Below are 15199 nucleotides of genomic sequence, written 5' to 3' on the forward strand. Positions count from 1 at the left end.
GTTGCCCCCAGGGGGTCAGGGGGAGGGAATATCTCCGGTGAGCCGCTGCGCCAGCGCTTCGCTCACCCGGCTCACCAGGGCCGCCTCATCCCCCTGCCAGCCAATGGCGTGGACCAGGGTGGTGGAGGTGCCCGGAGCAAAGCGCAGCTCGCCCCCGGCCAGTTCGTAGAAGCGGCTCGCCATCCGGGTGCCCTCGTCCACATCCCCCGCCACCAGCAGCATGGCCTGGGCCAGCACGGCGCCGTCGTGATCCCGGCCCGGCGCCAGCCAGCGCTGGGCGGTGCCGGTCACCTTGCGCCCCCCGATCACCAGGTTGTACTGGCCGTCGCAAAACGAGCCGGGTACGAAGTCGTAGCTGCCCGCAAGACCGTATTCCTCCAGCAGGGCGAGCAGGGGCGCCCCCAGCAGCCGGTAGTAGTGGGCCAGATCCGTGGTGGTGCGAGGCAGCATGAGGGAGAGGTTGAGGATGCCGGCGCCGTGGGGCACGGCGGTGCCGCCACTGTCGCGCACGAACACCGGCCAGCCCTCGGCGGCCAGCTGCTCGCAGGCGGCCTGATAGCGGGGCAAACGGGTGTCCTTGCGGGTGACGATGAGGCATTGGGGGCCCTGCCAGAGGAGGGCCCTGGGCTCGCCGTCACCGGCGCACTCCCGCAGCCAGCGCTGCTCCTCGGCCAGGATCTGGTCGGGTGTCTGGTGGGCGGGCGGCGGGGGCAGCAGGGTATAAGGCATGAAAGGCATCCTTTGGCAGAGGCTGCCAAGCACAGTACGCGCGGGGGCAAACAAGGTAAAGCCCCGCATGGCGGCAATGCTGTTCAGATAAGCACTTTTTTGACTGATTATTCATAAATTGGATTTGAGTTGAGGGGGCAAGGCTGTGTCCAGTCGATCTTCCTCCAGCCTTTATCCAGCGGGGCTTGCAATAGAAAGAGGGAGGCATCATGCCTCCCTCGATTTTTTGTCCTGATACTACGTGGACTGGAACTCAAATTCTCTTAAGTGAACAGCATTGCCGCATGGCGGGGCTTTGGTGCAAGGATGGCGGAGTGTCAGGCCTGTGCGGCGGCGCGCCTGGGCAGCAGCAGATTGAGCAGGATGGCGGTGAGGCCGCCGGTGGCGACGCCGTAGGAGAGCACGCTCCTGGCCAGCTCCGGCAGGTGTTGCAGCACCTCGGGCACCTGGGCCACTCCGAGGCCCATGGCGAGCGACACCGCCAGGATCATCAGGGCGCGGCGGTCCAGCTCCTCCCGGGAGATGATGCGCACCCCGGCGGCGGCGATGGTGCCGAACATGACGATGGTAGCGCCGCCGAGCACGGGTTCAGGTATTTGTTGCACCAGGCTCGCCACCGCCGGGAACAGGCCGAGCAGGGCCAGCATGGCGGCGATGAAGAGGCCGACATGGCGGCTGGCCACCCCGGTCAGCTGGATGACGCCGTTGTTCTGGGCGAAGGTGGACATGGGGAAGGTGGAGAAGACCGCCGCCAGCATGGAGTTGGCGCCATCGGCCAGCACGCCCCCCTTGATCCGCGCCATGTAGACAGGCCCTTCCAGCGGCTCGCCGGAGATGTCGGAAGTGGCGGTCATGTCGCCGATGGCCTCGAGCGCCGTTACCACGAAGATGATGGCGAGCGGCACGAACAGCTGCCAGTCAAAGCCCAGGCCGTAGTGGAGCGGAACAGGCACCATCAGCAGGGGGCCGTCGAAGGTGGGGGCGCTCACTTTGCCCAGCAGCAGTGCCACCGCATAGCCCGCCAGCATGGCGATCATGATGGCGGAGAGGCGCAGCCAGGGGTTGCGACTGCGCTGCATCAGCACGATCAGGCCGAGCACCAGCAGGGAGAGAAAGAGGTTGGTGTGACTGGCGAAGCTGCCGTCCGCCAGGGCGCCGTAGCCGCCCCCCATGCTGATGAGCCCTACCTTGATGAGGGTCAGGCCGATGAGCAATACCACGATGCCGGTCACCAGCGGGGTGATGATCCGTTTGACCAGGTGCAGGAAGCGGCTCATGACGACGATGGTGAGGGCCGCTGCCAGCATGGTGCCGAACAGGGTGCCCAGCAGATCGTCGGTGGGCATGGCCGCCTGCTTGAGGGCGAGGCCGGAGGCGATGATGGGGCCGAGGAAGTTGAAGCTGGTGCCCTGTACCGAGAGCAGGCCGGAACCGAGGGGGCCGAAACGGCGGGTCTGGATGAAGGAGGCGATGCCGGACATGACCAGGGACATGGAGACGATGTAGCGGGTGTCGTCGGCGGGGAGGCCGAGGGCATTGGCGATGATGAGGGGCGGGGTGATGATGGCGACAAACATGGCGAGCATATGCTGCAGGGCGGCGAACAGGGTCTGGGGCAGGGGGGGGACATCCTCGATGCCGTAGACCAGTTCGCTGTGGGCTCGCCTGGGGGGATGGGCTTCTCGGATGGCGCTTGGGGCGGCAGCCTGTTCCATAAATACCTCGAATGTGTGGGGGGAGGGGAGAAAATTGGGCGCTATTTTAGTGATTGGCATCGCGCTTTCCAGCGCTAATTGAGCGCAAACTCGTTTATTTCCTGATGGGTTGAAACGTTTTCCTGTGGCGATTAAGATCCGCCGGTTTGTGTGAGACCGATCCCTCACAAAGGGGAGGGAGGCTGATGCATCAGGATGGGGACGGTGTAGAATGAGCCCTCGGTTCGAAGATGGAGACTCTGGATGCTGAAGCTGTCGGAGTTCTGGAGTGCCCGCGCCCACTCCGAAGATTTTACCCTGACCCGGATGGGCTTCATGACGGTGCGGCTGCGGCTGCTCACCTGTCTGCTGATGGCGGGGCTCCCGAGCTGGGCTCTGGTGGACTGGCTGACCCTGCCAGCCATCCAGTTCGAGGCGCTGTTCCAGGTCAGGATCTTCTGCCTGCTGGCCCTCTCGCCCCTCATCCCCCTCTCTTATCTCATCCACTTCAAGCGCGAGCGCATGAAGCTGGCGCTGGGCTACCTGATGGCGGTGATGATGCTCTTCTCCCTCATCTGCCTGCACAGCTTCGGCGCGGATCAGGAGATGCAGGCGGGCTACATGGCCTTCCCCTATCTGCTCATCAGCCTGTTCGCCATCTTCCCCATTCCCCTCTCCCTCAGCCTGCAACTGGCGGGGGGCATTCTGGCCACCATGCTGGCGGGCAACTGGCTGCTGGTGGGCCAGCCCCTCTGGAGCGTGCAGACCCTCAACCAGGTCTGGCTGCTGGGGCTCTTTGCCATCGCCAGCGCCTGGGTGCAGTGCGGCCAGCTCAACATGCTGCTGCAACTCTATCGGGAGTCCACCACGGACGAGCTGACCGGCATGATGAACCGCCGCCTGCTGATGAAGCAGCTCGAGAAGGCGAGGGCCGCCATGATCCGCAAACAGGCCCCCTTCGCGGTGCTGCTGCTGGATCTGGACCGCTTCAAGCGCATCAACGACACCTTCGGCCATCTGGCGGGGGATGCGGTGCTCAAGGAGGTGGCGGCCACCCTGTCGGAGCAACTGGAGCCCGGCATGGTGCTCGGGCGTTACGGCGGGGAGGAGTTTGCCATCCTGTTGCCCGGTTGCACGGATCTGGCACAAGCCAAGCGGGTGGCGGAGCGGCTGCGGGTCGCGGTGGAGGCGAGGTTGGTGAAAAGCCCCACCTCCGACGAGCTGCTGGAGGTGACGGTGAGCATCGGTCTGACCCTGGCCCAGCGTGGCGAGGGGGTGGAGGATCTGCTCAACCGGGCGGACGAGTGCCTCTACATGGCCAAGATGGCGGGTCGCAACTGCGTGGTGGCCGAGGCCGGCAAACCCGCGGGCGATGCAGGGCGCACAAAAACGGATGCCGCCTGAGGGCGGCATCCGGTGATGACGGGGCTGGCGTCAGGCCAGGGTGTATTTGCCGGAGAGCTGCTGGGCCAGCAGCTTGAACATGTTGAACACCGCCATGGTCTTGCCGGTCGGGGTGCCGTCCTCAGCCAGGAAGAACTCCCCCTTGAACACCAGAATGTCCCCCTTCTGCTCCACCGAGTCGGCGCGCATGCCGTGGATGAAGTCCTCGTGTTCACGAATGATCTTGTTGGCCATCTCCAGCAGGGCAGTCTCGGTGATCCGCTCTTTTTGTGGTTGCATGCTCGTCTCCTTAAACGACTACTGGGCAGGGGCACAAGGGTCGGCATGGCCGGCGCACCCCGCCTCTGATTGAAGAGGGGGCCAGCATACTGCAAAGCGGGATTTTCTGTCATTGATATGACCCCGCATTTTCCCGCTTTGCGCTCTTCCCTTATCCCAGCACCAGATTGCGCAGCCAGCGCCGCTGGCGAATGCGGCGCTGCACCAGCAGCACCTTGGAGAGCTCCTCCAGCAGGACCACGGCCACCACCCAGGAGAGGGGCCAGCCCAGCAGGCTGACCGCCACCCAGGCCAGCGGCAGGCCGATGCACCACATGCCGACGATGTCGATGAAGATGCTGTAGTTGACGTCCCCCCCCGAGCGCAGCACCCCGACGATCCCCACCATGTTGAATACCTTGAGCAGCATGCCCAGACACATGATGGCGAGCACCTGGCCGGCCTCAGTCATCAGCTCGCCCGGCAGGTTGCCGACCCATTGCAGCAGGCTGCCCTGCATCAGCCAGACGGCGGTCCCCACGAGCAGGGCGCCGACGGGGGCCAGCAGCAGGAAGAGCTGGGAGTGCTGCCAGGCCTCGTCATACTCCTCTGCCCCGAGCCGGTGACCGAGCAGGGTGGAGCAGGCCACCGCCAGCCCGAAGAAGAGGGAGATGAGGATGCTCTCCAGCGTGCCGAGGGTGGTCATGATGGCCAGGGCGTCGGTGCCGAGGTGCGCGTAGAGGAAGCCGTAGAGCAGCATGCCGAAGGCCCAGAGCCCGTCGTGCAGCAACAGCGGCAGGGCGATCAGGGTGAAGCGCACCACCTCCTTGCGCTTGAAGGCGGCGAGCCAGTCTTGCTTGCGCGGGATGAGACGGGGCTCGGCACGCCACACATAGGCAAGCAGCAGCGCGGTCTGCAGCAGGCGCGACAGGGTGGTGCCCCAGGCGGAACCGGCTACTCCCATGGCCTCGGCGCCGAAATGGCCGAAGATGAGGGCATAGTTGAGGATGACGTTGGCGATGATGGCGATGATGCCGATACGGGTCGGCGCCGCGGCATTGCCCACCGAGCGCAGGGCCGACTCCAGGGGCACCACCACGGCGGTGCAGAGGATGGTGGCGCCGGTGATCATCAGGAACTCGTCGGCCAGCTCGCGCAGCGCGGGCTCCTGGCTGGCAAACCCGAGCACGCTGCCCGGTGAGAGCACATAGACGAGGGCAAAGGGCAGGCTTACCGTCAGGGCGCCCACCAGGGCCAGGGCCAGGGAGCGGCGCACCCCGGCCATCTCGCCACGGCCGAAATATTGTGCCGCCAACACCGAGACCCCGCCCGAGAGCCCCGCTATCACCAGCAGATTGAAGAAGAAGACCCGGTTGCCCAAGCCGACCGCCGCCACAGCCGTGGTGCCGAGCTGGCTCACCATCATGATGTCGATGAGGCCGAGCAGGGAGAACATCATGGATTGCAGCGAAACCGGCAGGGCCAGTCGCCACAGTCGCGTCATGAACTCGCGATCGGTGGTTTGTTTTAAAATCGCTTGCCAATAATTCATTTATGTTAACCGGGTTGGTAAAAATCAGGTTTTGTCGTGGGTATGATAGGGGTGATATCGGGAGGCTTCACTGTGAGCCTCTCTCGGCTTTCTTGTGCAAAACTATCCTGTTGAGGTGCTATGCCATTTATCAGCGAGTGTCTGGAAATCGCCCCGGCCTGCGAAGAGCGGATGCTGGGACGCGAAGGGCTGCCCCTGCTTGGGGAGGCGGGCGTCTTCCTGACCGGCCTCTCGACGATACGGGAGCACTACCTTATCCGCCGCAACCGACCGGAGTTTCACATCCTGATGGTGAGCCATGACGAGGGGGGCGCCCTGCTCACCGATGGCGGGGAGCAGCCCATCCCGGCGGGAGCCCTGGTCTTTCTCCCGGCCGCCGTGCCGGGGGGCCTCAGGCTGGTGGGGGAAGTCTGGCATACCAGCTGGATCCTGCTGGACGACGTGCCGCGCTGGCAGCATCTGCACCGGCTTGGCCATCGCATCTGGCAGGGGGAGGAGGGGGAGCAGCTCTACCACCTGCTCAGCCTGATGCAGGGGGAGGGAATACGTTCGCCGCTCCAGCCCCAGCTGCTGAGCCTGCTGCTGGCGCTCTTGGAGCGGACCCTGCAGGGGGAGGTGCGCGGCACGCCGGAGCTGCGGCTGCAGGCGCTGTTTCGGCGGGTGGAGGCACGTCTGGACGAGCCCTGGAGCGTGGCCCTGCTGGCCGACCAGATGGCCTGCTCGGTACCCCATCTGCACCGGCTCTGCCAGCAGGTGTTCGGCATGGGCCCCATGGCCTGGCTCACCGGACTTCGCATGAACAAGGCGCGCCAGTTGCTGCTCTACACCAACTGGCCGCTGGCCGAGCTGGCGGCCCGGGTCGGATACAGCGACGGCGCCAACTTTGCCAACCGTTTTCGGCGTCTGACGGGTCAGACTCCGGGGGCCTTTCGTCGACTGGGTCGCAAACCTTTCGCAAGGGAGGTGCAAACCCTTTGAAATTGTTGGCTCAAGCCCATAGGATCGACGGGCCACACAGTCAAGGTACAGATCCATGTTTGAAGATAATAATCAGAAACGTCCCCTCTACATTCCCTACGCAGGTCCAGCCCTGCTGGAGACGCCGCTGCTCAACAAGGGCAGCGCCTTCACCAGCGAAGAACGCAGCAGCTTCAACCTGGAAGGTCTGCTGCCCCAGAACATCGAAACCATCGAAGAGCAGGCAGAGCGTGCCTATCGCCAGTTCATGGCGTTTGGCAACGACATGGACAAGCACATCTATTTGCGCAACATCCAGGATACCAACGAAACGCTCTTCTACCGCCTGCTGAACAACCACCTCACCGAAATGCTGCCGGTCATCTACACCCCGACGGTCGGCAAGGCGTGCGAGGAGTTCTCCAACATCTATCGCCGCGCCCGCGGCCTCTTCATCTCCTATCCGGACAAGGACAGGATCGATGACATGCTGCAAAACGCCACCAAGCAGAACGTCAAGGTGATCGTGGTCACCGATGGCGAACGCATCCTGGGCCTCGGGGATCAGGGCATCGGCGGCATGGGCATTCCCATCGGCAAGCTCTCCCTCTACACCGCCTGTGGCGGCATCTCCCCGGCCTACTGCCTGCCGGTGGTGCTGGATGTGGGCACCAACAACCAGCAGCTGCTGAACGACCCCTTCTACATGGGGTGGCGCCATCCGCGCATCTCCGGCGAAGAGTACGACGAGTTCGTCGATGCCTTCATCCAGGCGGTCAAGCGCCGCTGGCCGGACATCCTGCTGCAGTTCGAGGATTTCGCCCAGGGCAATGCCACCCCGCTGCTCAACCGCTACAAGGATGAGCTGTGCTGCTTCAACGATGACATTCAGGGGACCGCCGCGGTGACCCTGGGCAGCCTCATCGCCGCCTGCAAGGCCTCCGGTGCCAAACTCTCCGAGAAGCGGGTCGCCTTCCTCGGGGCGGGCAGTGCCGGGTGTGGCATCGCCGAGCAGATCGTGGCGCAGATGAAGGCCGAAGGGCTGACCGACGCCGAGGCGCGGGGCCGGGTCTTCATGGTGGACCGATTCGGTCTCATCACCGACAAGATCCCCAACCAGCTCGACTTCCAGCGCAAGCTCTCCCAGCCAGTCGAGCGGATCAAGGAGTGGCCGGTGGGGGACAACATCTCCCTGCTGGAGGTGATGGAGCACGGTCGCCCGGACATCCTGATCGGGGTCTCCGGCCAGCCGGGTCTGTTTACCGAAGAGGTGGTCAAGACCATGCACAAGCACTGTGCCCGTCCCATCATCTTCCCGCTCTCCAACCCCACTTCCCGGGTGGAAGCCACCCCGGCGGATCTCATTCGCTGGACCGACGGCCAGGTGCTGGTCGCCACCGGCAGCCCGTTCGCACCGGTGGAGTACAAGGGCAAGCGCTACGTCATCGCCCAGTGCAACAACTCCTTCATCTTCCCGGGGATCGGCCTTGGGGTGATCGCCTCCGGTGCCAACCGGGTGACCGATGCTATGCTGATGTCGGCCAGCCGTGCCCTGGCGGATTGTTCACCCCTGGTGAAGGGGGAAGAGGGCTCCTTGCTGCCGGATCTGGCGGACATCCATCAGGTCTCCCGCTACATCGCCAAGATGGTGGCCAAGACCGCCATGTTGCAGGGCAAGGCGGTGCAGACCCCCGATGATGTGATCGATCAGGCCATCGAGGCGAACTTCTGGCGTCCCGAGTACCGCCGCTATCGTCGTACTTCCTTCTGATCCCAAGGGGACAGACATGCAGAAGGGATGCCTCGGCATCCCTTTTTTGTGCACGGCGGTGAAGGAAGAGGAGGTTATTGTGCCGGTTGCTCGGCGGGGGCGGGCTCGGCAGGATTGCTGACGCCGGTGACCCGGATTTCGACCCGGCGATCCGGGGCCAGGCAGTCGATGAGGGCGGCCCTGGCCTTGATGGCATCACACTGGGTGCCGGTGACCGGGTTGCTCTCGCCGTTGCCCTGGATGCTCACCTTGTCTGCGGGCAGCCCCTTGCCAATCAGGAAGTTGGCGACCGTGCTTGCACGGGCCTCCGACAGTGCCTGGTTGTTGGCATCCGAGCCGATGCGATCCGTGTAGCCCATCACCACGGCGCTGCCATCCTTGGGTTTGACGTCGACGATCTGCTGGTAGAGGGCGTCGAGTGCCTGCATCCCCTCCGGTTTGAGCTCCGCCTTGCCAAAGGCAAACAGCACATCCGAACTCAGGTTGAAGGTCTGATCCACCGGCTCGGGAGCCGGGGGCGGCGGTGCCACAACCAGAGGCGCGGCCACCGGCACTGCGGCGACGGTGCGATTGGGGTGAAGCACCAGCTCGATGGTGGCGGTACTGATGTCGCTGACCCAGCGTTTGGTACCGCTGCCCACCTTGTCGTTGTCAGGATCGTCCCCGACTCGCACCATGTAGCGGTAGCGGGTCTGGATGTCTACCCAGTCGCTCAGTCTGGCGGTCAGGCCCAGACCCGCCAGGGGAGCCAGATTGTCATCCCCCCCGTTGACGGAGTCGACGTGATAGAGATAACCGCCCCTTCGGCAAAGACAGAGAAGATGTCCCCCAGGGGCAAACGGCCAATGACCGACAGGGTGGCCCCCTTGCTGTTGAAGTCCTGGCCGGCGATATCCCAGTCACCGGTGGAGAGGTAGCCGAGCTCTGCCCCCAGATTCTCGTTGTAGTTGTAGCCGACAAAGGCGTTGATGGCGGTCGCGTCCTTGCCGACGTCCTGGCTGAAATCATCGATGTCATGGGCAAAGGCCCAGCCACCCCCAGCCCCCACATACCAGTCGTGAACAGGTGCCGCCTGGGCGGCACTCGTCGCCAATGCCAATGCAATCCACACAGGTTTCAGTCTTATGTTCATCGCGTATCCTCGTCGATGTTGGGTGTTATAGGGCTCCCAGCCCTTTGCTATGTATAGCCAACATTATGTATAGGCGATGTGAGCGCTTTAACCATTTAAGTGACGCATCTGTATGGAGAATCGGTGGGGCAGGCTGGTGGGCGGCCCGCGTTGGCGGTGCCGTCCGGGCATTAAAAAAGGGGCCGGAATGGCCCCTTTTTGCAACAGGTGGTTGTCCCCTTATTGCTGCACTTCCTTTACGCCGGTGACGCGCACTTCGACGCGGCGATCCGGTGCCAGGCAGGCGATCAGCTGAGCCTTGGCCTTGATGCCGTCACACTGGGTGCCGGTGACCGGGTTGGCTTCACCACGACCTTCGATGGAAACCTTGCCAGCCGGCAGACCCTTGCCAACCAGGAAGTCGGCCACGGTGCGGGCACGGGCTTCAGACAGCTTCAGGTTGTAGGCATCGGAGCCGATGCGGTCGGTGTAACCCACCACCACGGCGCTGCCATCTTTCGGCTGGACGTCGACGATCTGCTGATACAGGGTGTTGAGCGCAGCAGCCCCTTCCGGCTTCAGGGTGGATTTGCCGAAGGCAAACAGCACGTCCGAGCTCAGGGAGAAGTTCTTGTCGACCATGACGGGCTCGGGAACCGGCTCGGGAGCCGGTGCCGGGGCCGGTGCCACATAGGTGGTGCGGTTCGGGTGCATCACCAGTTCCAGGGTGGCGACGCTCATGTCGGTTTTCCAGGTTTTCTGATCGTCACCCAGATCCCACATGTAGCGGTAGCGGGCCTGCAGGTCGATAAGGTCGGAGAGCTTGGCAGTCAGACCCAGACCCGCCAGCGGCGAGGTGCCGTTGTCGCTCTGGCCGTTGCCGTTGACGTGGTTGAAGTAGGCACCCCCTTCGGCGAAGACGGAGAAGATGTCATTCATGGGCAGGCGTGCGATACCGGACAGGGTGGCACCCTGGGTCTTGAAGTCGACGCCATCGACGCCAGCCTTGCCGGCATAGAGATAGCCGAGCTCGGCGGCAAAGTTCTCGGTGAAGTTGTAACCGCCGAACAGGGAGAGCGCGGTGGCGTCCTTGTCAGCATCCTGGCCGAAGGTATCCAGGTCGTGGCCATAGGCCCAACCTGCACCCATACCCGTGTACCAGTCGTCGGCCGCCTGAGCGGTGGTGGTTCCCATGGCTGCAATGGCCAGAGCAATCAGGGTTGGTGCCATTTTCATTTTCATCGTTTTATCCTCGTTGAGTTGCCGTGCTATGGGCGTACTGCGCACTCTTTGTTATACCGGTCGCAGATGACACTTCATGTGCGACACCGTGAGCGGATCACGGACGGCTTGAATAAAAAATGGATGGAAACCTGGATTCTCATGAAGCTGTTTCTCCATGGACAACTAACCGGGCACTGAGCACTTTTAATAGTTCATCCAATGTCTTACAAGCGTTGCTACTGTATTCTTTTGAATCAGCGTGATCAAGTTTCTGCACAGATATGCAGCGCCGACACCGGTGTCGCGGGGCCGCAATACGGGGGTAAAGGGGAGAAAGGTGAGACAGAGAGTGTCGCTGGGGGGAGGAGAGAGACAGCAAAAGGGGATGCCGTGGCATCCCCTTTTTTACGTTACCTGAGCGAAGTCAGATTACTTTTGAACTTCTTGTACGCCGGATACGCGAACTTCTACGCGACGGTCCGGAGCCAGGCAGGAGATCAGCTGAGCCTTGGCCTTGACGCCGTCACACTTGGTGCCGGTGACCGGGTTGGCTTTGCCGCGACCTTCGATGGCAACCTTGCTGGCAGCCATACCCTTGCTGACCAGGAAGTTGGCAACGGTGCGGGCACGAGCTTCAGACAGCTTCTGGTTGTAAGCGTCGGAACCGATACGGTCGGTGTAACCAACAACAACGGCGTTGCCGTCTTTCGGCTGGAACTCAACGATTTGCTGGTACAGAGCGTTCAGGGCTTGCACGCCTTCGGCCTTCAGGCTGTCTTTGCCAAAGGCGAACAGCACGTCGGAGTTCAGGGCGAAGTTCTTCTCAACGATTTGCGGAGCCGGGGCCGGTGCTTCTTCAACAACCGGGGCCGGAGCAGGCGCTACGTAGGAAGTACGGAACGGATGCCATACAGCTTCCATGGTAAAGATGCTCTGCTTACCTGGGTAGTTCACGTTATTATCAATGGCGGTGCTGCCATCGGCATCAGCAACGTCCCACATATAACGATAACGACCTTGCAGATCCCAAGAGTCATTCAGTTTGTAGGTCAGGCCAGTACCAACCATTGGGGAAACTTGGCTGTTGCTGGTTTCCAGACCGTGAATATGTGCCCAGTTAGCACCTACTTCACCAAACAGGGAGAAATCATTACCCAAAGGCAGACGGCCAATAGCGGACAAAGTTACACCTTGGCTCTGATAGGGAGTGCCATCGGTGCTACCACGACCATTGTAGTTGTAACCTAGTTCGGTGCCAAAGTATTCGTTGAAGTTGTAACCGGCAAATGCATTGGTAGCCAAAGCGTCTTCGGTACCATCTTTGGCGGAATTATCCAGGCCATGGAAGTGAGCGGCACCAAGGCCAGCACCGAAGTAGAAATCATCGGCGGCTTGTGCTGCAGTTGCACCCATGGCAGCCATGGCGATGGCGATCAGGGAAGGAGCCATTTTCATCATAAAATTATCCTCGTTGAGATGGCACGTTATTCACGTGCTTCGCACTTTGTAATTTATTTAAGCTGCTGGCTCTGTCGCGACCAACTTGCGTTGGAGCAAACAGGGATCCTAGATCCATCCAGGAGGCACGTATCTGGGTGCACAAGTGCGCGGGTTGCACTGTCGACAATGCATACTCCGCCACGAACAGCCGACGTCATTCCGATGACGTGGCGCATTTTATGCCCATTTCAAAACATGATCAAGCTCACAGATAAGGGATGGGGCAAATTGTGTCGTAGGGATAACTGGCTGTTTCTTGGGATTTATTAGTGATCCAAGTAGGCGCGATGCAGTTTCTTCTCAAGCTTCATATAAGCCTCAGCCCAAGCGTGCCGCAGGGTGGCGTCACCCGCCCTGACCGAGAGGACAGCAAGATAGTCCGCCTCAGTTGCTTCGCACAGCAAGGGTGTGAAACTGAGCAAGAAGTGACGGGCGAGGTAGGGATCGAGAGGCCAGATGTTGAGGATGGCCCGCGCCACGGGCTGGACGGCGGTGGAGCAGATGAAGTGCCGATGACCCGCTTCCAGCCATTGGGCCATCTCGGCGAGGCTTTCTTCCGGCACGATGCCGCCATCGCCTTTCTCCCTGGCCAGCGTCATCGTGTGACCATTGCCCAGTGCCAGGGTGCCGTTTTCTGCCACGACGCCGTCGTGGCTGCGCAGGGGAAGCGTCGTCTGGCCTTCAAGATAGAGGCTGCAGCTGTCCGGGAGGGCCGCCAGCACGGTGGCGGCGTCCCCCTGCATGGCCATGGGCAGCCAGAACGCTTCGGCCCGGGTCTGCAGACCCTGGGCGAGCTGACGGGGGAGGGAGTCCGGGTCGGAATGAAGACGGGAAATGATGCCGGGAAATGCCATGTTGATGACTCTCTTGGAAATAACCGGCGAATTATACGAGGGATGGCCGGGCAACAAGAAAGGTTTCTTTTCGAGACTGTTTACCTGAGGCGACGCAGCGATTACCATCCCCGAGGTTTGTGAAGGGTTGTCGTCGAAAGACGCTGATTATAGATAGAGGCTCGACCATAACGAGTCCGTTCAAAACTGATACACTTGACTACGAGTCGTCGCGAAAAATAAAGGTGGAGTCAATCCGCCGAACGGAGTATGGAACACATGAATTCAAATATCGTAACTGTTGGCAAGAAGATCCGTCAGATCCGCGAAGCGGTAGGCCTGAGCCGTCCCAAGTTTGCCGATCTGCTGGGCGTCCCCCCAACCACCCTGAAGAACTATGAACTGGGTTACCGTGAAGTCGGAGGCGCCTTCCTGGTTGCACTGGCCCACCACCCCGATCTGCACAAGTTCACCCTCTGGCTGCTGGCTGACAAGAAAGTCGCCGAAATCGGCCAGATCGGTCCGGACGATATTGCCAAGGCTTGATTTAGTTCAACCTTGATAAAAATGCCGCCCTCGAGGCGGCATTTTTTATTTATCAAAATGGATGATTATTTAATTAAATAATGCGTTGTGTGCGGTCAACGGCGATTTTCACTAAATCATCTTGTCGGGCTGGATTAATCCACGGAACACTCCGACCCTTTTAATTCAGGCGGTGATCCACACAGCGAGACAACGATGAGCCAATCCATTACCAAAGCCAGAGATGGGTTTACCAGCACCTTTGGCGTGCTGGCCGCGACTCTGGGGTCTGCCGTCGGGCTCGGGAATATCTGGAAGTTTCCCTATCTGACCGGTGAGAACGGTGGCGCCGGTTTTCTGCTGGTCTATGTCATCGCCACCCTGCTGGTGGGATTGCCGGTGATGATCTCCGAGATCATGCTGGGGCGCGAGGCCAGGACGGATGCGGTCAGCGGGCTCATCAAGCTGGCTCCAAAGGGGCAGCCCTGGTGGCTGATCGCCGCCATGGGGGTGAGCGCGGCCTTCCTCATCATGTCGTTCTACTCCGAGGTGGCGGCCTGGGTGTTTGCCTACATCTTCAAGGCGGCCAGCGGCGAGATCCTCTCCACCGATCCCGCCTTCACGGGTGCTGCCTTCAATTCACTCATCACGGATCCCTTGCAGAGTCTGCTCTGGCAGTGGCTGGTGCTGGCCCTGATGGGGGGGATCTTGCTGATGGGGGTCTCCAGGGGGATCGAAGCGGTCACCAAGCGGTTGATGCCACTGCTCTTCATCCTGCTGCTGGTGATAGGCGTGCGCAGCCTGACTCTGCCCGGGGCGAGCGAAGGACTGCATTTCCTGTTCTCGCCGGATTTCTCCAAGGTGACCGCAGGCGTCGTGCTGACGGCCATGGGGCTGGCGTTCTTCAAGCTCTCCATCGGGATGGGTTGCATGATGACCTATGGCAGCTACTTTCGGGACGATCAGCACATCCCTCTCACCACGGTACGGGTGATGTGCGCGGATCTCTTCGTCTCCATGCTGGCGGGGATCGCCATCTTCCCGGCGGTGTTTGCCTTTGGCTTCGAGCCGAGCGCAGGCGCCTCCCTGCTGTTCATCACCATACCCGCGGTCTTTGCCAGCATCCCCTTCGGCCACCTCTTCATGGTGCTCTTCTTCGTGCTCTCCGCCATCGCAGCCACCGGGGCCATGCTCTCCATCCTGGAGGTGCCAGTCTCGGTGCTCTCCGAGCGCTTTCACATGAGCCGCACAAGGGCGACCCTGATCAACCTGCTGGTGCTGGGGGCGGTCGGCTCGACCTGTGCGCTCTCGAGCAGCACGCTGGCGGATGTGCAGGTTGACGGGAAAACCTTCTTCGATCTGTTCGACTTCGTCTCTTCCAACGTGCTGATGCCCCTTGGCAGCATCTTCCTCTGCCTCTTTGTGGGCTGGGTCTGGGGCTTCGAGCGGATGACGACGGCGCTGACCAATGGAGGCAAGCTGGCGCTGCCCATCCTCAGGCCCCTGTTTTTCATCCGACATTCCGCACCTGATTTAGGAATAAATTTGCCGATAGCGCTCACCCAATACCTCCAAAATGATCTGCTGGTCTCCTGTTAGCTCCGTTACTTGTGGCGGAGCTTCTCCCAGTCGATATTCATG

Annotated in this window: 11 protein-coding genes and 2 pseudogenes; 5 read left to right on the top strand and 8 right to left on the bottom strand. The window is 61.5% G+C overall.

The genetic code is table 11. The features are described 5' to 3' along the window. Nucleotides 1–15: 15 nt before the first annotated feature. A complete protein-coding gene (locus HKD46_RS17375; RefSeq protein WP_053288164.1) occupies nt 16–729 on the bottom strand; it encodes a lipoyl protein ligase domain-containing protein in 714 nt (237 codons plus the stop codon). Nucleotides 730–1046: 317 nt separating this feature from the next. Beyond that, nucleotides 1047–2444: a nucleobase:cation symporter-2 family protein gene (locus HKD46_RS17380; RefSeq protein ID WP_053288165.1), complete on the bottom strand. Its 1398-nt coding sequence runs from the start codon at nt 2442–2444 to the stop codon at nt 1047–1049. Nucleotides 2445–2687: 243 nt separating this feature from the next. Here HKD46_RS17380 and HKD46_RS17385 point away from each other — a divergent pair, with 243 nt between their 5' ends. After that, nucleotides 2688–3827 carry a diguanylate cyclase gene (locus tag HKD46_RS17385; RefSeq protein WP_010673494.1) on the top strand — a complete coding sequence of 380 codons (1140 nt, stop codon included), beginning with the start codon at nt 2688–2690 and terminating at the stop codon, nt 3825–3827. Nucleotides 3828–3857: 30 nt separating this feature from the next. Here HKD46_RS17385 and HKD46_RS17390 read toward each other — a convergent pair whose 3' ends face one another. Further along, the gene (locus tag HKD46_RS17390; RefSeq protein ID WP_010673495.1) at nt 3858–4106 is read right to left on the bottom strand and encodes a YciN family protein; all 249 of its coding nucleotides are present in this window, start codon (nt 4104–4106) and stop codon (nt 3858–3860) included. A gap of 151 nt (nt 4107–4257) precedes the next feature. Then, nucleotides 4258–5637, bottom strand: a complete 1380-nt coding sequence (locus tag HKD46_RS17395) for an MATE family efflux transporter (protein WP_052815705.1) — start codon at nt 5635–5637, stop codon at nt 4258–4260. A 120-nt stretch (nt 5638–5757) separates the two neighbouring features. Here HKD46_RS17395 and HKD46_RS17400 point away from each other — a divergent pair, with 120 nt between their 5' ends. Continuing rightward, entirely contained in the window at nt 5758–6615 is an 858-nt protein-coding gene (locus tag HKD46_RS17400) for an AraC family transcriptional regulator (RefSeq protein WP_010673497.1), read from the top strand. Nucleotides 6616–6670: 55 nt separating this feature from the next. Continuing rightward, a complete protein-coding gene (locus tag HKD46_RS17405; protein ID WP_039039301.1) occupies nt 6671–8365 on the top strand; it encodes an NAD-dependent malic enzyme in 1695 nt (564 codons plus the stop codon). 74 nt (nt 8366–8439) lie between these two features. Here HKD46_RS17405 and HKD46_RS17410 read toward each other — a convergent pair. From HKD46_RS17410 to HKD46_RS17425, 4 genes and pseudogenes are all read right to left on the bottom strand, one after another. Further along, a pseudogene (locus HKD46_RS17410) lies at nt 8440–9497 on the bottom strand (OmpA family protein). Between the two features lie 219 nt (nt 9498–9716). After that, nucleotides 9717–10718: a porin OmpA gene (ompA, locus tag HKD46_RS17415; protein WP_049636313.1), complete on the bottom strand. Its 1002-nt coding sequence runs from the start codon at nt 10716–10718 to the stop codon at nt 9717–9719. 411 nt (nt 10719–11129) lie between these two features. Further along, nucleotides 11130–12158 carry a porin OmpA gene (gene ompA, locus HKD46_RS17420; protein WP_171865720.1) on the bottom strand — a complete coding sequence of 343 codons (1029 nt, stop codon included), beginning with the start codon at nt 12156–12158 and terminating at the stop codon, nt 11130–11132. Nucleotides 12159–12466: 308 nt separating this feature from the next. Beyond that, a complete protein-coding gene (locus HKD46_RS17425) occupies nt 12467–13054 on the bottom strand; it encodes a hypothetical protein (RefSeq protein ID WP_049636314.1) in 588 nt (195 codons plus the stop codon). Between the two features lie 258 nt (nt 13055–13312). Between HKD46_RS17425 and HKD46_RS17430 the strand changes: the two genes are divergently transcribed. Together HKD46_RS17430 and HKD46_RS17435 are read left to right on the top strand one after the other, a co-directional pair. Continuing rightward, on the top strand, nt 13313–13579 hold the full coding sequence (locus HKD46_RS17430) for a DNA-binding transcriptional regulator (RefSeq protein ID WP_010673503.1): 267 nt from the start codon (nt 13313–13315) through the stop codon (nt 13577–13579). Nucleotides 13580–13774: 195 nt separating this feature from the next. Beyond that, nucleotides 13775–15088: pseudogene (locus HKD46_RS17435) on the top strand (sodium-dependent transporter); the annotation flags it as partial. Between the last annotated feature and the right edge of the window lie 111 nt (nt 15089–15199).

The organism is Aeromonas sp. TW 6, from assembly GCF_013168745.1.
GTDB lineage: Bacteria > Pseudomonadota > Gammaproteobacteria > Enterobacterales > Aeromonadaceae > Aeromonas > Aeromonas caviae.

Bases quoted from the DNA above. Each gene is read 5' to 3' on its own strand.
- HKD46_RS17375 (WP_053288164.1), bottom strand. From the start codon at position 729: ATGCCTTATACCCTGCTGCCCCCGCCGCCCGCCCACCAGACACCCGAC.
- HKD46_RS17380 (WP_053288165.1), bottom strand. From the start codon at position 2,444: ATGGAACAGGCTGCCGCCCCAAGCGCCATCCGAGAAGCCCATCCCCCC.
- HKD46_RS17385 (WP_010673494.1), top strand. From the start codon at position 2,688: ATGCTGAAGCTGTCGGAGTTCTGGAGTGCCCGCGCCCACTCCGAAGAT.
- HKD46_RS17390 (WP_010673495.1), bottom strand. From the start codon at position 4,106: ATGCAACCACAAAAAGAGCGGATCACCGAGACTGCCCTGCTGGAGATG.
- HKD46_RS17395 (WP_052815705.1), bottom strand. From the start codon at position 5,637: ATGAATTATTGGCAAGCGATTTTAAAACAAACCACCGATCGCGAGTTC.
- HKD46_RS17400 (WP_010673497.1), top strand. From the start codon at position 5,758: ATGCCATTTATCAGCGAGTGTCTGGAAATCGCCCCGGCCTGCGAAGAG.
- HKD46_RS17405 (WP_039039301.1), top strand. From the start codon at position 6,671: ATGTTTGAAGATAATAATCAGAAACGTCCCCTCTACATTCCCTACGCA.
- ompA (WP_049636313.1), bottom strand. From the start codon at position 10,718: ATGAAAATGAAAATGGCACCAACCCTGATTGCTCTGGCCATTGCAGCC.
- ompA (WP_171865720.1), bottom strand. From the start codon at position 12,158: ATGATGAAAATGGCTCCTTCCCTGATCGCCATCGCCATGGCTGCCATG.
- HKD46_RS17425 (WP_049636314.1), bottom strand. From the start codon at position 13,054: ATGGCATTTCCCGGCATCATTTCCCGTCTTCATTCCGACCCGGACTCC.
- HKD46_RS17430 (WP_010673503.1), top strand. From the start codon at position 13,313: ATGAATTCAAATATCGTAACTGTTGGCAAGAAGATCCGTCAGATCCGC.